Annotated in this window: 18 protein-coding genes and 3 tRNA genes; 13 read left to right on the top strand and 8 right to left on the bottom strand. The window is 36.9% G+C overall.

Annotated elements, in window-relative coordinates; translation table 11 throughout:
* Positions 1 to 13: 13 nt before the first annotated feature.
* Positions 14 to 625, bottom strand: a complete 612-nt coding sequence (locus HNP36_RS06800; RefSeq protein WP_184159129.1) for an L-threonylcarbamoyladenylate synthase — start codon at positions 623 to 625, stop codon at positions 14 to 16.
* 102 nt (positions 626 to 727) lie between these two features.
* On the opposite strand from HNP36_RS06800, the gene HNP36_RS06795 reads away from it, so the two are divergent.
* The 3 genes from HNP36_RS06795 (at position 728) to HNP36_RS06785 (ending at position 1,022) form a co-directional block, all read left to right on the top strand.
* Positions 728 to 800, top strand: a tRNA-Met gene (locus HNP36_RS06795).
* 38 nt (positions 801 to 838) lie between these two features.
* Positions 839 to 911, top strand: a tRNA-Met gene (locus HNP36_RS06790).
* 38 nt (positions 912 to 949) lie between these two features.
* Positions 950 to 1,022, top strand: a tRNA-Met gene (locus tag HNP36_RS06785).
* A gap of 533 nt (positions 1,023 to 1,555) precedes the next feature.
* On the opposite strand, the gene HNP36_RS06780 is transcribed toward HNP36_RS06785, so the two are convergent.
* Positions 1,556 to 2,140, bottom strand: a complete 585-nt coding sequence (locus HNP36_RS06780; RefSeq protein ID WP_184159131.1) for a hypothetical protein — start codon at positions 2,138 to 2,140, stop codon at positions 1,556 to 1,558.
* A 335-nt stretch (positions 2,141 to 2,475) separates the two neighbouring features.
* On the opposite strand from HNP36_RS06780, the gene HNP36_RS06775 reads away from it, so the two are divergent.
* The 4 genes from HNP36_RS06775 (at position 2,476) to HNP36_RS06760 (ending at position 6,453) form a co-directional block, all read left to right on the top strand.
* Positions 2,476 to 2,841: a BlaI/MecI/CopY family transcriptional regulator gene (locus HNP36_RS06775; protein WP_184159133.1), complete on the top strand. Its 366-nt coding sequence runs from the start codon at positions 2,476 to 2,478 to the stop codon at positions 2,839 to 2,841.
* A gap of 6 nt (positions 2,842 to 2,847) precedes the next feature.
* Entirely contained in the window at positions 2,848 to 4,842 is a 1,995-nt protein-coding gene (locus HNP36_RS06770) for a M56 family metallopeptidase (protein ID WP_184159135.1), read from the top strand.
* Positions 4,843 to 4,903: 61 nt separating this feature from the next.
* Complete coding sequence (locus HNP36_RS06765) at positions 4,904 to 5,791, top strand: GLPGLI family protein (protein WP_184159137.1); 888 nt, start codon at positions 4,904 to 4,906, stop codon at positions 5,789 to 5,791.
* Positions 5,792 to 5,886: 95 nt separating this feature from the next.
* Positions 5,887 to 6,453 (top strand): sugar O-acetyltransferase, encoded by a 567-nt coding sequence (locus tag HNP36_RS06760; RefSeq protein ID WP_184159139.1) that lies wholly within the window; start codon positions 5,887 to 5,889, stop codon positions 6,451 to 6,453.
* A gap of 58 nt (positions 6,454 to 6,511) precedes the next feature.
* Here the strand turns inward: HNP36_RS06760 and fsa are convergent, their stop codons facing one another.
* Positions 6,512 to 7,165, bottom strand: a complete 654-nt coding sequence (fsa, locus tag HNP36_RS06755) for a fructose-6-phosphate aldolase (protein WP_184159140.1) — start codon at positions 7,163 to 7,165, stop codon at positions 6,512 to 6,514.
* A 230-nt stretch (positions 7,166 to 7,395) separates the two neighbouring features.
* Here fsa and HNP36_RS06750 point away from each other — a divergent pair, with 230 nt between their 5' ends.
* The gene (locus HNP36_RS06750) at positions 7,396 to 7,884 is read left to right on the top strand and encodes a YdeI/OmpD-associated family protein (protein ID WP_184159142.1); all 489 of its coding nucleotides are present in this window, start codon (positions 7,396 to 7,398) and stop codon (positions 7,882 to 7,884) included.
* Between the two features lie 45 nt (positions 7,885 to 7,929).
* Here HNP36_RS06750 and HNP36_RS06745 read toward each other — a convergent pair whose 3' ends face one another.
* Positions 7,930 to 8,484 carry a tetratricopeptide repeat protein gene (locus HNP36_RS06745; protein WP_184159144.1) on the bottom strand — a complete coding sequence of 185 codons (555 nt, stop codon included), beginning with the start codon at positions 8,482 to 8,484 and terminating at the stop codon, positions 7,930 to 7,932.
* Positions 8,485 to 8,671: 187 nt separating this feature from the next.
* Between HNP36_RS06745 and pepE the strand changes: the two genes are divergently transcribed.
* The 4 genes from pepE (at position 8,672) to blaIND (ending at position 13,176) form a co-directional block, all read left to right on the top strand.
* The gene (pepE, locus tag HNP36_RS06740; protein WP_184159146.1) at positions 8,672 to 9,364 is read left to right on the top strand and encodes a dipeptidase PepE; all 693 of its coding nucleotides are present in this window, start codon (positions 8,672 to 8,674) and stop codon (positions 9,362 to 9,364) included.
* A 164-nt stretch (positions 9,365 to 9,528) separates the two neighbouring features.
* A complete protein-coding gene (gene dacB, locus HNP36_RS06735; protein WP_184159148.1) occupies positions 9,529 to 10,899 on the top strand; it encodes a D-alanyl-D-alanine carboxypeptidase/D-alanyl-D-alanine-endopeptidase in 1,371 nt (456 codons plus the stop codon).
* 7 nt (positions 10,900 to 10,906) lie between these two features.
* A complete protein-coding gene (locus tag HNP36_RS06730) occupies positions 10,907 to 12,058 on the top strand; it encodes a sensor histidine kinase (RefSeq protein ID WP_410494155.1) in 1,152 nt (383 codons plus the stop codon).
* 389 nt (positions 12,059 to 12,447) lie between these two features.
* On the top strand, positions 12,448 to 13,176 hold the full coding sequence (gene blaIND / locus HNP36_RS06725; protein ID WP_410494175.1) for an IND family subclass B1 metallo-beta-lactamase: 729 nt from the start codon (positions 12,448 to 12,450) through the stop codon (positions 13,174 to 13,176).
* 58 nt (positions 13,177 to 13,234) lie between these two features.
* On the opposite strand, the gene HNP36_RS06720 is transcribed toward blaIND, so the two are convergent.
* The 4 genes from HNP36_RS06720 to HNP36_RS06705 form a co-directional block, all read right to left on the bottom strand.
* Positions 13,235 to 15,091 carry a PDZ domain-containing protein gene (locus HNP36_RS06720; RefSeq protein ID WP_184159152.1) on the bottom strand — a complete coding sequence of 619 codons (1,857 nt, stop codon included), beginning with the start codon at positions 15,089 to 15,091 and terminating at the stop codon, positions 13,235 to 13,237.
* Between the two features lie 195 nt (positions 15,092 to 15,286).
* A complete protein-coding gene (locus HNP36_RS06715; protein ID WP_184159154.1) occupies positions 15,287 to 16,915 on the bottom strand; it encodes a M1 family metallopeptidase in 1,629 nt (542 codons plus the stop codon).
* Between the two features lie 236 nt (positions 16,916 to 17,151).
* Positions 17,152 to 17,979 carry a twin-arginine translocase subunit TatC gene (gene tatC / locus HNP36_RS06710; protein WP_184159156.1) on the bottom strand — a complete coding sequence of 276 codons (828 nt, stop codon included), beginning with the start codon at positions 17,977 to 17,979 and terminating at the stop codon, positions 17,152 to 17,154.
* Between the two features lie 112 nt (positions 17,980 to 18,091).
* On the bottom strand, positions 18,092 to 19,051 hold the full coding sequence (locus tag HNP36_RS06705) for an SIS domain-containing protein (protein WP_184159158.1): 960 nt from the start codon (positions 19,049 to 19,051) through the stop codon (positions 18,092 to 18,094).
* A gap of 158 nt (positions 19,052 to 19,209) precedes the next feature.
* Here HNP36_RS06705 and recQ point away from each other — a divergent pair, with 158 nt between their 5' ends.
* On the top strand, positions 19,210 to 21,414 hold the full coding sequence (gene recQ, locus HNP36_RS06700) for a DNA helicase RecQ (protein WP_184159160.1): 2,205 nt from the start codon (positions 19,210 to 19,212) through the stop codon (positions 21,412 to 21,414).
* The last annotated feature ends 41 nt before the right edge of the window (positions 21,415 to 21,455 follow it).

The raw sequence follows: 21,455 nt of genomic DNA, 5'->3' as shown, positions 1-21,455 counted from the left end.
TATCAATTTTCTGCTAAATAATTCCTTTTCCCTGGCGGATAACTTCCGGTTCTCCAGAAGTAAGATCTACAATAGTGGAAGCTACATTATCGCCATACCCCGAATCTATGACAATATCTACAAGGTGGTCATATTTTTCAGCAATCAGTTCCGGATCTGTAGAATATTCAATGATCTCATCATCATCCTTGATAGAGGTTGAAGCAATGGGATGCCCCAGTTTTTCCACAATAAGCTGCGGAATCGGGTGGTCAGGAACACGGATACCGATAGTTTTATGATTTTTATAAGCCAAAGGAACACTTTTATTGGCATCCAGGATAAAAGTAAACGGTCCCGGAAGGTGGCTTTTCAGAAACCTGAAAACTGAAGTGTCAATAGGTCTTGTAAAATCTGAAAGATGGCTTAAATCATTACAGATAATAGAGAATTGAGACTTTTCCAACTTCACTTTTTTGAGCTGAGCCAGCTTTTCCATGGCTTTTATATCAAAAATGTTACATCCCAGGGCATAGATTGTATCGGAAGGATAGATAATCAGTCCGCCGTTTTGTAAAGTTTTAATAACCTCATTCACAAGATTTTCCTGCGGGTTATCGGGGTAAATTTTCAGTATTTTTGCCATAAAACAAAGATACAAATAATAAAATAGTTTTCATAAAAGTCCTTTATTTAAAAGAAAAATTAGGATTTTCAAAAAATAGCCGTATATTTGCACTCACAATATCGCGGGATGGAGCAGTAGGTAGCTCGTCGGGCTCATAACCCGAAGGTCATCGGTTCGAGTCCGGTTCCCGCTACTAAGCAAGTACTTTCGGTAAGTACTCTAAAAATATACCGCGGGATGGAGCAGTAGGTAGCTCGTCGGGCTCATAACCCGAAGGTCATCGGTTCGAGTCCGGTTCCCGCTACTAAGCAAGTGCTTTCGGTAAGCACTCTAAAAATACACCGCGGGATGGAGCAGTAGGTAGCTCGTCGGGCTCATAACCCGAAGGTCATCGGTTCGAGTCCGGTTCCCGCTACTATAACGAAAGAAGCAATAATTTATTGCTTCTTTTTTTTGTTTTTATATTCTTAATTATTAATCCGGATCTTGTTGAAAGTAAGGGTTCCGTGAAAGCACAGTTTTTTAACGCAGAGTTTTATTTAGGAAACTTTTGTTTCAAAGTAGTATTATTTCTACAAAGCATATTATTTAATTCTACAGTCTTTTCTTATCCGTAACAGCTCCAAAGCCCTATTTTTGTACTGCTTTTGATAGCCTGAAACGGGTTATAAAGTCTGCCTATATTTAATGATCTCCGCCTCATTTTCTACTTTTACTGAATGTTTTTTATGATGAATAGATAAAAAACATTCCGGCGGAGATCTTTTATAAAATCATCAGAATATAATAATGAGTAATATTTATATATTTCCGGCGAATAGGAGAACTGCATCTGTGGTTATCTCTTTATTAAATGGCTGAAAAATAATTTGAAACGGTATAGATATTATCATCCGTAAAATAAAAATCCCGCTTCAAAAGCGGGATTTTATATTTATTTTAATTCAATTATTGAGCTAACTGACCGAAAGGAGTAAGTTTATTGTCATCAGACATTGTCTGTCCTAAAAAGTCTTTTTTCTGGTCGCCTTTCATTCTTCCTGCAGCATCACTCGCACTGAAATAAGCTTCGCTAAGTTTTGTGGTAATATCTGCCGGTTTGAAATCGAATTTTGTATCTCCTTCTACACCAAGATATCCGTTCTTTCTTGTAAGGTTTGTGATATAATTGCTGTAGTTGGTGAATGTATTTCTCAGGTATAGTGTATGATATTCCATACATTTTTTAGCTTTTTTGGAAGAATTGTTAAGGATACAGTTCTTCATATTGTTTCTGTACAGGAACCATTCAGATTCTATAATACCATATTCTTTTCCTAAAGCAACCTTTCCGTTGGTTACGATACTGTTATCTCCTTCCTTATCAGCAATAGTCTGAAGATGCTTGATTACCAATGGAACAGTGTTCTCAATTTTCGTTTTGGTTTCCTTTAACATACTGAGATCTGCAGCCGGAGAATTCTTCTTCTTTTGAGCTGTAGCAACGTTAAAAATAAGCAGTAATAGTACAATCAATAAGTTATATCTTTTCATGAGAAATTTTTAAAGCACTAAAATAAATATATTTTCTCACTTTAAACAAATTCATTTTAATTTTATTTAATAAAAATTAACAAGTTTTAAGAATTTACAGCGGAATATGAACTTTTTCTGCATATTAAACAGGCAATAAATAAGGTATATTAAAAATTTAACATATTTTAATAAAATTTATTGTGTTGATTTTCAACGAGTTATGTTAACTTGTCTTTTATCACTAGAAAATTAGTTGTTTCATTCAATTTTATTTCTACATTTGTATAACTAATTTCTTAGTGATATTAAATGTTATCAATTGTATATCACATTAATGATTAAATGAAAAGGATATGAAAATTCAGAATCTAACAAAAGCAGAAGAACAGGTGATGCAGTATTTATGGAAACTCGAAAAGGGCTTCCTGAAAGATATTCTGGACCTTTTTCCGGAACCGAAACCCCATACCAATACAGTTTCTACAATTTTAAAAGTTCTGAAAGACAAAGAATTTGTAGATTATCATGTATATGGAAGGCAGCATGAATACTTTCCGATTGTTACCAAAGAGCAGTATTCCGGAAAAACAATGAAAAGCCTTGTGAAAAATTATTTCAAAGGTTCTTATAAAAGCGCTGTTTCTTTCCTTGTAGAAAAGAATGAAATGACCGTGGAGGACCTGGAAATGCTCCTGGACGAACTCAAAAAGAAAAACTAATTGATCATGGAAACTGTACTTTTATACTTGGGAAAAGTAATTGTGTGCTCCGGTGTAATGTTTTTGTACTACCAGTTGTCTTTAAAAGACAGGACATTCCACCATTATAACAGATTTTACCTTCTGTTTGCAATGGTTGTATCATTGCTGCTGCCCCTGATCAGGGTAGATGACTTTACGATAGAAGTAAATAACGATATGTATATGCTTCTTGACAAGATACAGAATTTTAATACAGAAAAAAACATAGACAATGGCCACATTTATTTTAGAATTATTTTTTCAGCTCTGGGACTGGTTTCTCTCTATTTTTTAGGGAAGCTGATCTTCGGGATCCTGAAAATCGAGAAGCTTAAAAGGCAGTTTCAGAAAGAAAGTTTTGACGGGATCAATTTTTACCGTACAGACCTTACAGAAGCTCCGTTTTCATATTTCAGAAATCTTTTCTGGAAAAATACCATCACATTGAATTCTGATGTGGGAGAACAGATTTTAAAGCATGAAATGGTTCATATTGAACAGAAACACTCCTTCGATAAGGTCTTTATTGAGATTATTACTTCTGTTTTCTGGTTCAACCCGTTTTTTCATATTATAAAAAAAGAGATCACCCTGATCCACGAATACCTGGCGGATAAAAAAGCCGTAAAACAATCGGATACCAAAGCATTTGCGCAGATGCTTTTAGCAAGCCACTTTTCCGGAACACAGTTGCCTGCTACCAGTCCGTTTCTAAGTTCAAATCTAAAAAAACGACTCAAAATGTTACAAAAACCCAAAACCAAATTCGGATATGCGCGGAGAATTTTTGCATTACCGGTTTTATTTTCAGTAGCCTTTGCCTACATGGTAAATGCCAAGAATAAAGAAATTAAAGAGACAAATATCGCCATTAAAGAAGCAGTTTCTAAGATCAAAAAAGATACAATAACACCTCGTGAAACCGAAGAAAGAGAAATCATAAGTCCGAAATTCTTCAAAGAATCTTCAGGCAAAAAAGAAATTGCAGAACTCGGGAAGAAAATCGAAGAAAAAAGTAAAGCCTTAAAAAACTTAAAGCCGGATAGCGATGAGTTTAAGAGAAATATTGATGAAATCAGCGAACTTTCAGGAGAAATAGGAAGAATTACCAATTCTGATGATTTTAAAATGGCCTTTGTTATTCCTAATGCGGATTCAAAAAGATTAAATGATTTTTTCAAATCCGATGAATGGAAAAACAGAACCAAAGCTCTTGAAGACCTTGGTGTGGAAATGCCTGATCTTTCCAACCTGGATATTGATTTTCCGGATGCTCCGCCGGCACCTCCCACACCTCCGAATGAACCTAAAGTAAAAATAATGAGGTTTAATGATGTTGTTTACCAGAACTGGGATTCCGGAGATACTAAAGCATCGAGAAAAGCGATCAGAGAAGGAAAGGCTGCCAGAAAAAAAGCTGAAAAAGCAAGAATAGAAGCCATGAAGTTAGGCGAAAAGGCCAGAGCGATGGGTGAGGAAGCCAGAATACAGAGCCAGGCTGCAAGAATAGCTGCTATAAAAGCTGGGGATATGGGAAGAATACAAGGTGAAGCGGCAAGAATGGCTGGAGAGCAGGCAAGAATAGCTGGTGAAAAAGCCAGACTCGAAGGAGAGAAAGCAAGAAAAATGGGTGAAAAAATAAGAGTGGAAATTATGAAGAAAGCCTCTGAAGGTGCCAAAGGAAATGCCTATTTTTTCAAAAGTTCAAACGCTGATAAACCGGGTTCAATAAGCCGGACAATGGAATTTCAGGCAGATAATATGAGAAGGGATTCTGATGGTAATATTGCTTTAAATGGAGTAAAAAAGTTTAAAGTGAGCGGTGATTCGGATGATATGAAGTTTTTTCTGGATGGAAAAGAAATTACCAAAAGTGAAATGGATGCTATAAAACCAGAAAACATAGCCAGCGTTTCCGTTAATAAAACGAATACAAACAATGTAAAACGTGGTGAAATAAGAATTCAGACAAAGAAATAAGTACCATTAAGCTTTGTCAATAGTATATTGGCAGAGCTTTTTTTATTATTAAATTCAAATTATGAAAATTAAAATTTTATTTTTTCTGCTTTTGGGGATATTATCCCAGGCCCAGATCAACAGATTCTTTTACGATTATAAATACATCTCTGATTCCACCAATAGATCTGATGTGAAAAGTGATATTATGCTGCTGGATATTAACAAAGAAGGATCAAAATATTACAGTCGCGAAAAGTTCATTTCTGATTCCACAATGAAGGCAGATATTGCAAAACAAATGAAAGGAGGATTCGGAGGAAATATTAATATTAAGAGAAGTAAAAAGCCGGGAATGATTTTTACTACCGTCGTAAAAAAATATCCGGAGTACAACATTTCTTTTTCTGAAAGAATAGGAAATACAACCTATAAAGTAACAGAAGATCAGAAACCTGAATGGAAAATTCTTCCGGAAAAGGAAAAAATTGGAGAGTATAATACTCAGAAAGCCACTACAAATTACGGTGGAAGAAGTTGGATAGCCTGGTTTTCTACAGATATTCCTTTTCAGGACGGACCATATAAATTTTATGGATTACCGGGACTTATTGTAAAAATTGAAGATAAAACGGGCTCCCATATCATGACCCTAATTGGAAATAAGAAAACAGAAGAGTCTTCCGAAGAAGACCTACAGATACCTGGGCTTACTATGATCGGTTATGGAGGTAAAGAGATAGAGATCAACAAAAAGCAGTTTAAAAAGGCCTGGAAGGACTATCTTACAGATCCTACCAAAGATATGAAGCAGAACATGAGTACACTTCCTGCGGGCGTTGTAGTCAATATGAAAAATCAGGATGGGAAAAGTATTGATATGAATGAAATGTATCGGAATATCGAAAAAATGGCAAAAGAAGATCAATTGAAGAACAATAATAAAATAGAACCGGAACTGTATAAATAAAAACAGTTTTCAGTTTAATGAGTAAAGGATGGTTATTAATGACTATCCTTTCTTTTTGGATATTAATGTACCTTTAAGTCCAGAATCTAAATACTATGACAGAAAAAGAAAAATGTGAAGCCGGACTTTTATACAACGCCAATTATGATGAACAGCTTATCAATGAACGTATTGCGTGTAAAGATCTTTGTCTGGAATATAATCAGTTAAAAAACTCAGATGCTCAGCGCAGAAGTACATTGATCAGGAAGATTCTGGGAAGTACAAAAGAAAATATTTGCATAGAACCGTCTTTTTGGTGCGATTACGGTTACAATATAGAAGCTGGCGAAAACTTTTACGCCAATCACAATCTGGTTATTTTAGACTGTGCTAAGGTAAAGTTCGGCGATAATGTATTCATCGGACCAAACTGTAGTTTTTATACTGCAGGACACCCGTTGGATGTAAAACAGAGAAATGAGGGCCTGGAATATGCCCGTCCCATAACTGTAGGGGATAATGTATGGCTAGGAGGAAATGTGGTGGTTCTGCCCGGCGTTACCATAGGAAATAATACGGTAATAGGAGCGGGAAGTGTTGTCACTAAAGATATTCCGGATCATGTGGTTGCCGTAGGAAATCCCTGTAAGGTTATTAAAAATATTGAAGAAAATAACTAAAAAGAAAATCCCGGAATATTTGTTCCGGGATTTTTGTATTTAAAAATAAGTTCTGTTATTAAGCTAATTTCTGAGAATCTGCAATAAACTGAGCCAATCCGCTGTCTGTTAACGGGTGCTTTAATAAGCTCAAAATCGGAGGAAGTGGAGATGTAATGACATCAGCCCCGATTTTAGCACAGTCGATGATGTGCATAGAATGACGGATAGACGCTGCAAGGATTTCAGTCTCGTACATATAATTATCAAAAATTAATCTGATCTCCTGAATAAGTCCTAATCCATCTGTAGAAATATCATCCAGTCTTCCCAAGAAAGGAGAAACATAAGTAGCCCCTGCTTTAGCAGCCAGAAGAGCCTGCCCCGCAGAAAAAATAAGCGTACAGTTTGTTTTGATCCCTTTATCAGAGAAATATTTTAATGCTTTGATCCCGTCTTTAATCATAGGGATTTTTACCACGATATTCGGGTGAATAGCTGCCAATTCTTCCCCTTCTTTGATCATTTCCTCATAAGTAGTGGAAAGTACTTCTGCAGAAATATCCCCGTCTACAAGCTCGCAGATCGTTTTGTAATGATTTTTGATCGCTTCGTTCCCCTGAATACCTTCTTTTGCCATTAATGAAGGGTTGGTAGTTACACCATCCAGAATTCCAAGGTCTCTTGCTTCTTTGATCTGCTCTAAATTGGCTGTGTCAATAAAAAATTTCATTTTGTATAAATAGATTTATTTTTTGCAAAGATAACGAATACTTTGCGAGTGAAAAATTTTAATTTTGGTTAGAAGTTAGAAGTTAGAAGTTAGAAGTTAGAAGTTAGAAGTTAGAAGTTAGAAGTTAGAAGTTAGAAGTTAGAAGTTAGAAGTTAGAAGTTAGAAGTTGCAGAAAGCTGTAAACCCGAAACCGGCACCGGGCATCCAATAAAATACTATCTTTATTAAATATGAAAAACAATTCTTTTACGGCAAAACTGGAAATCATTGGCATCAATCCTTTTGTTTTTATTCCTGAAGATGTTTTAAACACCATTTTTGAAACTTCCGGAAAGAATAAAAGCCCTATTCCTGTAAAAGGAACGGTAAACGGAAAAGAATTTAAGCAGAATCTGATGAAATACCTTGGAGAATGGAGACTGTATGTCAATCTTGTAATGCTCAAAAATTCTCCCAAAAGAATAGGTGAAATAATTGAGATTTCTATTGAATTTGATGATTCGGACAGAAGTATTCCTATTCACCCCAAACTGGATCAGGCCATTAAAGATAATCCGGTTACGTTGGCAAATTTTGAAAACTTAGTTCCTTCAAGAAAACTTGAGCTGATCCGTTATATCAGCCATTTAAAAACAGAAGATAGCATCCAGCGGAATATTGATAAAATCATTCTGTATCTGAAGGGCGAAACTGACTTTTTTGGTAAAAAAATCAATTAAAAAACATAAAAACAAAATCCGGAAATTTTTCCGGATTTTATTGTATTAAGAATTTAAAGTTTTGCTAAGTTTTACAGCATCCTGGTTGGTAGGATCATATTCTATAGATTTGGCAATATGTTCTTTTGCTTTAGTGGGATCGCTTTGCTGTTCTGCAAAGGCAATATAAAAATAGGCATAGGCCAGATTCTTTTTATTTTGCTCCACTTCTTCAGGTTTTACTGTTGCAATATACTTTTCATAAGCAAGTTTTGCATTGGCATCGTCTTTAGCGGACTGGTATGCATAAGCCTGACTGTAGTAAGACGGAGCCCAATCCGGTAACAGAGCAGATATTTTTTTCCATGTATCCACTGCATTCGTCCAGTCGGAAGCATCCTGATATGCTGTTGCTAATTTTGCCAATGCATCGGTATCCTTTGGATTGGCTTCGATTTGTTTTTTCAGTCCGTCAATTGTCGGGTTTCCTTTCTGGGCAGTAGTTGCTGCTGCATTATTTGCACTGTCTGTTTGAGTAGTCTGTGCATTCGCGAAACCTGCAGTTCCTGCAAACAGTAACCCTAAGAATAGATTTTTAATATTAACTTTAACCATTTTCATAATCTTACATTTTTAAAATTCTAATTCTAAAATTCAATAATAATTCCACAAAAGTTTAAATTTTAGAGGCTTTAAGTTTTTTTAGAGAATATTAACGGATAAATTTATTTTTTTAGCTTAATTTTTGATTCGTTAGTGATTGAGTTTATCTTTGTAATCCAACTTTTTTAATAATCAACGTATTTATATGAACATTATACTGGCATCCACTTCCACCATTTTCGGAGGAGAATATTTAGAGTACCTGAGAGAAGAACTGATTGAATTATATAAAGGAATTGACGAAATAATCTTTGTTCCTTTCGCCAGGCCGGGCGGAATTTCCCATGATGATTATACTCAAAAAGCACGTTCTTTTTTTGAAACCATCAATATTAAAGTAAAAGGACTTCACGAGTTTGAAAATAAAACAGAAGCTTTGAATAATGCCAAAGGATATTTTACAGGTGGCGGAAATACATTTTTACTGGTAAAAACTCTTCATGAGGAAGGCTTAATGACTGTCCTTAAAGAAAATGTAGAATCCGGAAAATCATATCTTGGCTGCAGCGCCGGAAGCAATATTGGTGGACAGAATATGAAAACCACCAACGATATGCCTATTGTTTATCCACCCAGCTTCGATTGTATGGGACTTGTTCCGTTCAATCTCAACCCTCATTATCTTGACCCGAATCCTGAACTGAAACACAACGGGGAAACCAGGGAAACGAGAATCAAAGAATTCCTGACTCAAAATGATATAAAAGTAATAGGTCTTCGTGAAGGAAACTGGATCAGAAGGATAGGAGACAGCATCACGGTAGAAGGCAGTGAGCTGACAAGAGTCTTCGAAAAAGATAAAGAACCTTATGAAATAGAAGCAGGGACAATACTTTAAATCATAAAAACAAGCTCTTATTTTTATTATATTTGATCTGGATTTGAAGAAAAATGTACTGACTCTGTTCCGCAGTATGTCTGAAAACATTCTGTACAGGAAACATTATATTAAAAACAGCCGGAGCATTACAATAATAATTCAGACTGATAAAAAATTTGGCAATGAAAAAAACGCTTGCAGTTCTTATACTGTCGGTTCACACGATATCTGCCCAGAATATGGCACAGAAACTGGATCAAGCAACCAAAGACCTTATGGATTCTTCGGGGGCTGTTTCGTCCGGCTTATCATTTTACGTTACTGATGAAAACGGAACGCTTATCTACGAATACCAGGGTAATAAAGGCCTTTCAACAGCTTCCACGCAGAAAATTTTCACTGCCGGTGCAGCACTTGAAACTTTAGGGAAGAATTTTACCTATAAAACAACGGCAGGTTATTCAGGAAACCTTTCTTCAGGAACATTGAACGGAGATTTTATCATCAGTTCGAATGGGGATCCTACCTTGGGAAGCTGGCGGTATGATGCCTACAAGCCTGACAATTTTAAAAAGAAATTAATAGAAGCCCTTAAAAGCTCCGGAATTACAAAAATTTCCGGCAATCTGGTCATTGATGATTCCTATTTTGACCATCAGACAATTCCCGGAGGATGGCCTTGGGATGACCTCGGAAACTATTACGGAGCAGGAGTCTGGGGAATCAACTGGAGGGAAAACCAGTTTGATATCAATATAAACGGGACGGAATTTAAAGGATTTTCTTATCCGCTTGAAAATGTAAAATGGCTGAATGATCTTAAAGCTGGCGGCAATTCAGATCAAAGTCTTATTTTCACCGCACCTCATTCTGATGTAGCTTTAATCAACGGTACATTGCCAGCCGGAAAAACAGTTACGGTTTCCGGTTCGGTACCTGATCCGCCGCTGCAATTAGGAACAGAAGCAGGACAATGGCTTAAAGAATCCGGAATAGAAATTTCAGGGAAAATAGTAACCAGCTCACAGCTTGAAATGGAAGGGAAACAGCTTCCCGGAGCTGCAAAAAAGATAATTCTCACTTACGAATCCCCGACACTGGATAAAATGGTGTATTGGTTTTTAAGGAAAAGTGTCAACATGTACGGGGAAACTTTAATTAAAACGTTAGGAAAAGAAAAGAAAGGAAATTCCAGCTTTAAAAGCGGGATTGCTTATTTAAAAGAGTTCTGGAAATCTAAAGGTATTAATCCGAATATGATCAATTTTGCAGACGGAAGCGGACTGTCTCCACAGAATTATGTTGCTGCCAAAGCTGAAGTACAGGCCTTGCTGTATGCAAAAAAACAACCCTGGTTTGATGCTTATTATGACGGTTTTCCGGTTCAGGACAACGGGATGAAGATGAAAAGCGGAACAATGAGGGATACAAAATCCTTTGCAGGATATCATACATCGAAAGATGGTAGAAAATATGTATTTTCAATCATTATTAATAATTACCAGGGAAGCGGAGGTGCGGAACTGCAGAAAATTCTGAATGTCTTAAAATAAAAGAGCTTTGAGGAAATCCATATTTGCCAGGCTGAATAACTGGATTATATTTTTACTGATGACTTTAGTGGTGGTTACCATTGTGGTTGCTTCCACTATTCTTATCAATTTTCTCAGAAAAGAGGAAATCAAACGTGTGGATATCCTGGTAAGTGCTTTGAAATTTCAGCAGGAAGTAACACCCAGCTTGGAAGTTCAGGAACTGATTCTTAAAATATACAGCTCTAACAATACTATTCCAATGATTGTACTGGATAAGGATGACAAACCTATGGTACATAAAAATATTCCCAGGGAAATTGAAAACGATCCGGTCCGGATTACACTTCTGGCCAAAAAAATGGCAAAAAGTTACCCTCCGATCGAAATTAAAATTCCTGAAGGAAATAACCAGTTTGTCTATTACGATAACTCCAGGCTGCTTAACGATTTAAGGTATTCCCCTTTTATCCTTGGCTTTTTCATCCTGTGTTATTTTCTGTTTTCATTCTGGTTCCTGCGAACGATCAAAAAGACGGATGAAGGCTATCTCTGGGCTGGTCTTGCCAAAGAAACCGCCCACCAGATCGGAACTCCTTTATCATCCATGATCGGATGGATGGAAATCATGAAGCTGGATAATCCGGAATCAGAAGGAGTATACGAAATTGAAAAAGATATCGAAAGACTGAGGACTATTTCTGAACGTTTTTCCAAAATAGGATCTGTTCCTGAACTGAATGATATGAATTTCAATGAGACTATTTTAGAGAATTATAATTACCTCAAAACAAGGATTTCAAAGAAAATAGATTTCAGTCTGCATCTTCCAACATATACTATCCTGGTTCCGCACAACAAAATCCTGATGAGCTGGGTTATTGAAAACCTTGTAAAAAATGCTGTGGATGCTATGAAAGGAGAAGGAACCTTAAGTATGTATGTTTTTGAAAGAAATAAAAATATTCTTGTAGAAGTTAAAGATTCCGGCAGCGGGATGACCAAACAGCAGGCAAGAAATGCTTTTAAGCCGGGTTATTCAACCAAAAAAAGAGGTTGGGGACTAGGCCTTTCATTGGCAAAAAGGGTTATTCACGAATATCATAACGGGGATATTAAAATTTCTCAGACAGAAGTAGGAAAGGGCAGTACATTCAGAATTACAATAAGAAAAGTATAGAAATTTCTCATTCAAATACAAAATCTCAATATTTTCTGTTTTTTTTATCTACCACAGATTTCACTGATTTGCACAGATGTTAATGTTATATTTTATTAAAATGCTAAAATTATGTACACCATCTGTGCAAATCAGTGAAATCTGTGGTTAAAAATTCTATACATACTCTGAAACGAGAGACTGACATTGTTCTAAGGTCCCTCATCTCAATATGTGCAAATTTGTTTGTAATGCCGGTTTTTATAGTATTAAAAAAAGTTAAACCCCTCTGATGTGAGCAGGTTTACACAAAATAATAGATAAATTTGTACCTCTTTCGGATGCAGTTAATGCTCACAGGCATTTCCAATCTGTATTTTATTTATCAATTAAATCCTATAAAAGTTATGATGAAAAATGTTAAAGTTCTTACAGTTCTGTCTTTATTTCTTGTTAATTTTTTTAATGCGCAGGTTCGTGATTTTGTCATTGAGCAACCTTTTGGCAAAAAACTTTATCTGTATAAAACTTTCGGAGTTTTCGGGGGAAAAGAATATTCTACCAACGCGCTTTATCTGATTACAAAAAAAGGAGTGGTACTGTTTGATGTTCCATGGCAGAAAACCCAGTACCAGAGCCTTATGGATACAATAAAAAAACGCCATAACTTACCGGTAATTGCTGTTTTTGCAACACATTCTCACGAAGACAGAGCCGGAGATCTTAGCTTTTACAATAAAAAAGGTATTCCGACCTATGCCACAGCCAAAACCAACGAATTACTGAAGAAAGAAGGAAAAGCAACCTCAAGTAAAATAACACAGATCGGGAAGAAATATAAAATAGGAGGAGAGGAATTTATTGTGGATTTCCTTGGTGAAGGCCACACGGCAGACAATGTGGTGGTATGGTTTCCAAAATATAATGTTCTTGACGGAGGCTGTCTGGTGAAAAGCAGTGCAGCAGTTGATCTGGGGTATACAGGAGAGGCTAATGTACAGCAATGGCCACTGACAATGAAAAAGCTGCAGGCCAGATATCCTTCTACTGCAAAGGTAATTCCGGGCCATGATGAATGGAAAGGAAATGATCACGTAAAGCATACCCTTGAACTTTTAGATAAGCAAAACACTAAATAAGAAATTAAAAAAGCGGAGAAAAATTCTCCGCTTTTTTATTAACTATTAATTTCCAAAATTATTTCTTTCCGGTAAGCCACTGATCTTGCAGTTTCTGTTCTGCCGGCGTTGGATTGGCTTTAAACTGCAAGGTTTCTATTGTCATTTTATCCAGAACAGCTTTTCCTTTAAGGTCTATTTTATCAGTTTTAGCACCATTTTTTCTAAGAACGCTAACAGTAACATTCTGTCCTTCTTTAATAGATTTAGCATAATTAATAAAATCCTGCATATTCTGTACGTTGATGGTTTTTCCGTCCAGAGCAACAATTTCATCTGTGATCTTGAAACCTATACTTTTTGCGAAAGGAGATAAGGCAGAGCTTTCATCGAATACAAAAGTGTTATTCTTATCATTATAGCCTGTCTGATTTGGATCTTTAATGAACCAGAAAAGAGGGGGAGTATCTTTTTTACTGATTTCTACGCCTGCCATGCTCAGATATTCTGCATAAGGTGTAGGCTGGCTTCCTGCAATATATTTATTGTAGAAATCTTTTACCTGCGGGTATCCGGTTACTGTTACCAGCTCATCAATCAGTTTGTCATCTTTGAAAGGTTTGTTCTCTCCGAATCTCTGGGACAGCTTCCTGATCATATCACGGTAGCCCATTTCCCCGTTAGACAGCTTTCTCAGCTCAATATCCAGGCACATTGCCAGCAATGCTCCTTTTTCATACACATTTCTGTACTGGTCTTTATATTCATCCAGCAGAATGTTTTTACTCATCACCGTAAAAGGCATTGTATCGTTGTAGTTCTTTGAATTGGTGATTTTTTCACTGATTCTGTGCAGGAATTCATCTTTGTTGATTAAGCCTTCCTGGATCTGGAAAAGATTGGCAAAATATTCTGTTCCGCCTTCGTACATCCATAAGTGCTGGGACATTTTAGGATCTGCATAATCAAAATAATGGATCTCTTCAGAATGGGTCTTCAAAGGATTCACGGTATGGAAGAACTCATGAGAAACCACATCCGTAATGGTTTTGTCGATAGCTTCCTTCGGCATCATTTCAGGAAGCACCACACTGGTTGACTCGTGATGTTCCAGTGCCCCGAAACCTTTGATCTGCGGTCCCTCACCTCCGGAAAGGTAAAGCATGATCGCATATTTTTTATTCGTATTCATGTCACCCAGGAATTTCTTCTGGGCCTGTACCATTTTTTCAAGGTTGTCTTTAAAATCTGCAGCCTTATACTTTCCGGTAGGGGAATAAACTCCGAGTACCAGATCCATTCCTCCGGCATTGAAGGTGATATAATCCGGTTTGGTGTACATCAGCGGAGAATCTGTTACTTTAGCGTAGTTGGCAAGCGTATAGGTATCTGTAGCATCAGATTTGTCCTGATCCACAAGGGCTGTTGTTCCGTAGAATCCGGCTGGTTTCTCAACAATAAGCTGATAAGGAACATCCTGCATATTATCAATATATCCAATGAATCCGTGGGTATTGATCATATAAATTTTTCCCTCTTCAATATCAGTTCCCGACGGAGAAAATACTGCTTTGTGTTTTGAAGTATCCATCTCATCATCAAAACTGTCATTTACCAGATAGGTTATTTTGCTTAATGCCTGGGCGTTTTTTAATGAATATGTATTGTCATTCACTTTAGTATAAGTAAGTTCCCTTCCTTTATTGTCATAAAATTTAATTCCTTCCACAAATCTTCCGTAATCATCTACGGAGTATGTACCCGGAACGGTCTTTGGAAAATGAAACTTAATATCCCCGGATTTCATTTTCGGGAATTCCATAGTAACGGCTACCTTGTCGTCTTTTACATTCACAAGGTCAATCGTAGTTTTTATGGATTGGGCATTAGCCAGAAAAGCGGCGAAAATCCCCAAACTGATTGCTGTTTTTCTCATTAGGTTTAAATATTTATAGTTAAATAGTAGTTTTTTTGAACAATTTGTTACGAATACAGTATTAAAATTTTCTTAAATTTTTTAGAAGTGAAAAAATTATATGGTGAAACAGGTTAAAATAAAAAAGGCAAACCCGTATGTAACGATTTTGCCTTTCCGCGAATTTGTCTTTTTGCATTTTCGCAATTTCTGTTATTAAACTTTACTGTAATTAATGTAATAGTTCTTATTAAATTCTACAGGGGTACTATTTTTAAGTTTTACCGTCTGCCAGCTTTCTGTTGGTGTAATGGTCTGGTCGCCATCTATTCTGACAGGAAGTTTAAGTCCTTTAACCACATCCGTATATCTGAATTTTAAGGAATTTCCGTTTTGCGAATATTCCAGGGTAGGAATTTTTATGGTTCTTAAATACTGATTGAAGATGCTTGACAGATCAATTCCCGATTTGCTTGACATATAATCCTCAATCTGCTTTGTGGTAACAGTCTGATGATAGAAATCTTTGCCAAGGCCTCTTAAGATCTGTCTGAATTTTTCATCATTATTAATTACCTGCCTGATGGTATGAAGCATGCTGGCTCCTTTTGGATACATATCACCGCTGCCTTCATTACGGACGCCATATTTTCCAATAATAGGGACATCATTATCAATTTTGTTACGGATTCCTACAGCGTACAGATCCGCTGATTTTTTATCCATATACTTTTCTGTGAAAAGAACCTCGGAATACATCGTGAAACCCTCATGAATCCACATGTCCGCCTGATCTTTTGCCGTGATATTGTTGGCAAACCATTCATGGCCGCTTTCATGAATAATGATGTAGTCCCAGTTAAGCCCTACACCCGTTCCTGAAAAATCAATACCGCGGTAACCGTTCTGATAACCGTTTCCATACGCTACGTTGCTTTGGTGCTCCATACCCAGATAAGGGGAATCAACCAATTTATATGAATCTTCATAGAAAGGATATGGCCCGAACCAGTATTCAAATGCGGAAAGCATAGGTTTTACCTGCTGGAACTGTTTTTTTGCCTTTTCAAGATTGTAGTCTAGCACCCAGTAATCCAGATCCAGTTTTCCTTTCTCACCGGTAAATGTATCTTTAAAATTGACGTATTTACCAATATTCGGAATAATGGAGTAGGCATTGATCGGATTTTTTACTTCCCAGGTATAGGTTGTTTTATTACCTTCCGTTTTTTTGCCGGTCAGTCTTCCGTTTCCAACTCCTACAAGGTCATTTGGGGTAATGATCTTCATAACGACTCCGTTTTCCGGCTCATCACTCCATATATCTTTTGTAGGCAGCCATATAGATGCGCCTATTCCTTCATCAGCAGCACTCATCCACGGATTTCCTTTTTCATCTTTGGTGAAAAGCCAGCCGCCATCCCACGGTGCATTTCTTGCAATGGCAGGATTTCCGGAGTAGGTTACATCAATACTGAATTTTTCACCTTTTTTGAATTTCTTTTTTGCTGTTACAAAAATAAAATCTCTATCCTGCTTATAGTTGGCAACCGGAAAATCGGCTTCTACTTTATCTGCTTTCATCGGTTTTTGCAAATCGATCTGGAAAACAGGATCAGTAACGTCTTTGGTAATCTCAAAGCTGATTTTATTATACCCTTTAATACTTTTCTGAGCAAAATCCGGCTCTACGGAAAGATCATACTTCTTGACATCCCAAAAATCCCTGAATTTGGTATTGGAACCCTTTAATGTATCTTCCTTGGTGAAGACCTTATCTTTCTCAAAAAACTGTCCGAAAACAAGTCCTGAAGCAAATAAAAGTGTATATGTCAGCTTTTTCATTTAAAATCAAATTAAATTCTATCAAAAATAGAAAAATTAATGGCACAATAGAGTGGTCTGTAGGAAAAAATGTAAATACTGATGATAAGGATAAATGGTTGGGGACCAAAATTTTTGTCCATGTTTGCTTTCCTTATACTACACAATATCTGGATTAAACTTTGTATAAAACAATGAATAAAGCCCGGTTAAAACCAGGCTTTTTATTTTGAAAATATAAATCTTATTTCGTTAAATTATTTCTGTACTACAGGAAGGTTGGCCGCCTCTCTCTGTACTTTCTTATAAGTGAAAGAACACATGATAATACTGAATTCATACAGCAGCAGCAGTGGAAAAGCAGCCATAAGCATACTTAAAACATCCGCAGGTGTAATAATCGCTGCAACTACCATAATCAGGACAATAGCATGACGGCGGTAAGTCTTCATAAACATAGGTGTTAAAATGCCGATGCTGGTCAGGAAATAAATAAGAATAGGAAAAAGGAAGATAACTCCCATCCCTAAAATTACCTGTAAAAATAGAGTAGTATAATCACTTAAGTCGTAAAGCGGGATAATAATATCCGAGATTTTAAAAATAACTCCAAAATTTACCGCAAACGGAAGAATCAGAAAATAACCGCATAAAACTCCGGTCATAAACAAAATCCATACTGCATTGATAATAAAAATGGAATTTTTTCTCTCTCTGGGATGCAGCGCAGGACTTATAAACCTCCATAATTCCCATACAATATAAGGAAAAGCACCCACCAGACCTCCGAAAACAGATACGGCCATCATCACGTTGAACTGTTGGTAAAGCCTCTGTACACGGATAGGGAAATCTTTCGGAAGATGAATGCTGTCTTCTCCTAAAAGCATTCTTGAAAAATGATTGACTATCCTGAAAGTTGGAAAATCATTTCTGGTAGGTCCAAAAAAGATATGGTCCATGATCCAGTTGATATTGAATCCTACAGCTATTGCAACAATTACAATGGCAATAATTGAACGGACAAGGTGGCCCCTTAATTCTCCAATATGTCCCAGGAAGGACATTTCTTTTTTTGCGTCCATATACTAAAATCTATCTGAAACAGTAACCCCGTTAATGCTAGGCTGTTTAAGTCTGCGAAATTATGAAATAATAATCAGTATTCAGAATTCTTTAAAAATGATTTTGTGCAGATTAATTAATCCCTTCGTCAAGCAATGTATGAAGATCTATGATCCCGAAATATTTTCCGTTTTCCGTAACGATAAGCTGTCCGATATTGTTTTCTTTCAGAATTTTCATAGCCTCTTTTGCTAGCGTATCCCTTTCAATGGTCTTAGGATTGGCGGACATGATGTCTTTTGCCAGGACTTTACTGATATCACCACCCTTCATCAGCATTCTTCTCAGGTCTCCGTCGGTAATTACCCCAATAATCTTTTCTTCATGGGTTACCACCGTAATCCCGTGGCTTGATGCGCTGATTGAAATAATAACATCTCTCACCTGTGCATTTTCTTCCACCTGCGGCTTTTGAGGCGACAGGAACTGATCTACCTTTGAAACAAGATTCTTTCCTAAGCTTCCTCCCGGATGGAATTTGGCAAAATCATTCTCCCTGAAATCATTCAGCTCCATCAAAGCAACGGCCATAGCATCACCAAGCGCCATCTGGATAGTGGTAGAACTCGTTGGTGCCAGTTTATTCGGGCAGGCTTCCACATCTACATGGGTATCAAGAACAATCTCGGAGAATTCGGCCAGTTTACTGTTTTTATTCCCCGTCATTCCGATCAGGGCAGAAGAATAATCCTTTAAATAAGGAACCAGGTTGGCTATTTCGGGTGAGTTTCCCGAATTTGAAATACATAGAACCACATCCTGCTTCTGAATCACACCAAGATCTCCGTGAATGGCTTCGGAAGCATGAAGAAACTGCGAAGGCGTACCTGTAGAATTTAAAGTGGCGACAATTTTGTTACCTACATGGGCAGATTTTCCGATTCCCACAACAATTAATTTCCCCTTTGCCGAATGAATAATCTCTACTGCTCTGGCAAAATCTTCATTGATTCTGTTCTTTAATTTTTCAAGTTCTGAAATTTCTATCTCTAAAGTGTTTTTGGCAATTGAAATAATATCGGTTCTTTCCATTTTATAATTTTAAGGCATACAAAAAATCCATTAAAAAACGTTATATTTAAAAAAGAATATTTAATATAAGTTTTATTTTTTATAAATTCGTTCGCTTTTATTTTAAGCAGAATTTTTATAACTTTGAGTTGGATGCAAATTTAGCAATAGAAAATTAGATGAGCGCAAAAAAAGCCAATTTATCAGGCGAATTGAAAAAGTATTTCGGGTTCTCTACATTTAAAGGCCAGCAGGAACAAATTATAGAAAACCTACTGGGTGGGAAAGATATATTTGTCTTAATGCCGACAGGCGGCGGTAAATCTTTATGTTACCAGCTTCCTGCACTTATTTCGGAAGGTACGGCAATCGTGGTTTCGCCCTTAATAGCGTTAATGAAGAATCAGGTAGATGCGGTAAACGGCCTTTCATCTGATGATGGGGTAGCCCACGTTTTAAATTCATCATTAAATAAGACACAGACCAAACAGGTTTTTGACGATATCAAAGGGGGAAAGACCAAACTTTTGTATGTAGCTCCCGAATCATTGATCAAGGATGATTATCTGGATTTCCTTAAAGAAGTTAAGATTTCATTTGTAGCTATTGACGAAGCACACTGTATTTCGGAATGGGGACACGATTTCAGACCGGAATACCGTAACCTGAAATCAATTATCGATAAGATTGCCGATGTTCCGGTGATCGCTTTAACGGCTACTGCAACCCCTAAAGTTCAGGATGATATCCAGAAAACTTTGGGAATGAATGATGCGTTGGTTTTCAAAGAAAGCTTCAACCGTCCAAACCTGTATTATGAAGTACGCCCGAAAGTAAATGTAGATAAAGAGATCGTAAAATTTATCAGCCAGCATAAAGGAAAATCAGGAATTGTTTACTGTTTAAGCCGAAGAAAAGTGGAAGAATTTGCACAGCTGCTGCAGGTAAACGGTATCAATGCACTTCCATACCATGCGGGGCTTGACCAGAAAATAAGAGTCGCCAATCAGGATAAATTTCTGATGGAGGAAGTAGACGTTATTGTAGCTACCATTGCCTTCGGAATGGGAATTGATAAACCGGATGTACGTTTTGTGATCCATTATGATTTTCCCAAATCTCTTGAAAGTTATTATCAGGAAACAGGAAGAGCCGGAAGAGATGGCGGCGAAGGCTATTGCCTGGCATTTTATGACCCTAAGGATATTGAAAAACTGGAAAAATTCCTTGCACAGAAACCCGTTTCCGAAAGAGAAATCGGACTGCAGCTTTTAAATGAAGTGGTAGGCTATGCCGAAACCTCAATGAGCAGAAGGCAGTACATCCTTTATTATTTCGGGGAGAATTTTGATCCGGTGAAAGGAGACGGAGCAGATATGTGCGACAATTCTTCCAATCCTCCAAAATTAAAAGACGCAACAGCAGATCTCACAAAAGTTTTAAAACTTATTAGAGATACAGGTGAGAAATTCAAGGCAAAAGACCTGATTTCAGTTATTGCCGGGAAAGAAAATGCCGTTACCAAATCATATAAATTAGAACAGACTTCTCATTTCGGTTTTGGAAAAGAGGAAAAAGATAATTACTGGAAAACCATTTTAAGACAGGCTACCGTTCAGGGATTTTTACAGAAAGATATTGAAACCTACGGAGTTTTGAAAATGTCTGAAAAGGCCAGGAATTTTTTGGAAGGCCAATGTAAAGAATCCTTCCTCATTGCAGAAGACAGAGAATTTGATCTTACCCAGGCCAAAGCAGATAGTGAGCAGATACAAATGCAGGGAAGTGCAGGTCTGGATCAGAACCTTTTCGGACAGTTAAAAGACCTGAGAAAAAAAGTAGCCAAAAAGCATGGAATTCCGCCTTACACGGTTTTTATGGATCCAAGTTTGGAGGATATGACGGTTCAGTATCCTGTTTCGCTGGAAGAAATTGCAAAAATCTACGGAGTAGGAGAAGGAAAAGCCAAAAAATACGGTAAAGAATTTGCAGACTTCATCAGGGCTTACGTTGAAGACAACAATATAGAACGTACCCAGGATATGGTACTGAAGCAGGTAGCCAACAAATCCAGCCATAAAGTTTTCATTATCCAGAGTACCGACAAAAAAATTGACCTTGAGGATATCGCAAGAGCCAAAAACCTTTCGATGAACGAGCTTTTAAAAGAAATGGAAAGTATCGTCTACCAGGGAACAAAACTGAATATCGACTATTATATCGAAGATAATTTTGATGAAGATATTGTAGACGGCTTCATAGAATTTATGACCGAATCTGAAAGTGACAGCATGAAAGTGCTGCTTGATGAATTTGGAGATGAACTTTCCGATGAGGAAGTAAGGATGCTGAGGATAAAATTCATCAGTGATGTAGCCAATTGACAACAATAACAATCCTTTTTTCAAATTAAGAATTCAAAAAA

Source organism: Chryseobacterium shigense, from assembly GCF_014207845.1.
In the GTDB taxonomy this organism is placed as follows: domain Bacteria; phylum Bacteroidota; class Bacteroidia; order Flavobacteriales; family Weeksellaceae; genus Chryseobacterium; species Chryseobacterium shigense_A.
This window is presented reverse-complemented; position numbering and strand designations above follow the sequence as displayed.

Bases quoted from the DNA above. Each gene is read 5' to 3' on its own strand.
- fsa (WP_184159140.1), bottom strand. From the start codon at position 7,165: ATGAAATTTTTTATTGACACAGCCAATTTAGAGCAGATCAAAGAAGCA.
- dacB (WP_184159148.1), top strand. From the start codon at position 9,529: ATGAAAAAAACGCTTGCAGTTCTTATACTGTCGGTTCACACGATATCT.
- blaIND (WP_410494175.1), top strand. From the start codon at position 12,448: ATGAAAAATGTTAAAGTTCTTACAGTTCTGTCTTTATTTCTTGTTAAT.
- HNP36_RS06720 (WP_184159152.1), bottom strand. From the start codon at position 15,091: ATGAGAAAAACAGCAATCAGTTTGGGGATTTTCGCCGCTTTTCTGGCT.
- HNP36_RS06800 (WP_184159129.1), bottom strand. From the start codon at position 625: ATGGCAAAAATACTGAAAATTTACCCCGATAACCCGCAGGAAAATCTT.
- recQ (WP_184159160.1), top strand. From the start codon at position 19,210: ATGAGCGCAAAAAAAGCCAATTTATCAGGCGAATTGAAAAAGTATTTC.
- HNP36_RS06705 (WP_184159158.1), bottom strand. From the start codon at position 19,051: ATGGAAAGAACCGATATTATTTCAATTGCCAAAAACACTTTAGAGATA.
- tatC (WP_184159156.1), bottom strand. From the start codon at position 17,979: ATGGACGCAAAAAAAGAAATGTCCTTCCTGGGACATATTGGAGAATTA.
- HNP36_RS06745 (WP_184159144.1), bottom strand. From the start codon at position 8,484: ATGAAAATGGTTAAAGTTAATATTAAAAATCTATTCTTAGGGTTACTG.
- HNP36_RS06765 (WP_184159137.1), top strand. From the start codon at position 4,904: ATGAAAATTAAAATTTTATTTTTTCTGCTTTTGGGGATATTATCCCAG.
- HNP36_RS06750 (WP_184159142.1), top strand. From the start codon at position 7,396: ATGAAAAACAATTCTTTTACGGCAAAACTGGAAATCATTGGCATCAAT.
- HNP36_RS06780 (WP_184159131.1), bottom strand. From the start codon at position 2,140: ATGAAAAGATATAACTTATTGATTGTACTATTACTGCTTATTTTTAAC.
- HNP36_RS06770 (WP_184159135.1), top strand. From the start codon at position 2,848: ATGGAAACTGTACTTTTATACTTGGGAAAAGTAATTGTGTGCTCCGGT.
- pepE (WP_184159146.1), top strand. From the start codon at position 8,672: ATGAACATTATACTGGCATCCACTTCCACCATTTTCGGAGGAGAATAT.
- HNP36_RS06760 (WP_184159139.1), top strand. From the start codon at position 5,887: ATGACAGAAAAAGAAAAATGTGAAGCCGGACTTTTATACAACGCCAAT.
- HNP36_RS06775 (WP_184159133.1), top strand. From the start codon at position 2,476: ATGAAAATTCAGAATCTAACAAAAGCAGAAGAACAGGTGATGCAGTAT.
- HNP36_RS06715 (WP_184159154.1), bottom strand. From the start codon at position 16,915: ATGAAAAAGCTGACATATACACTTTTATTTGCTTCAGGACTTGTTTTC.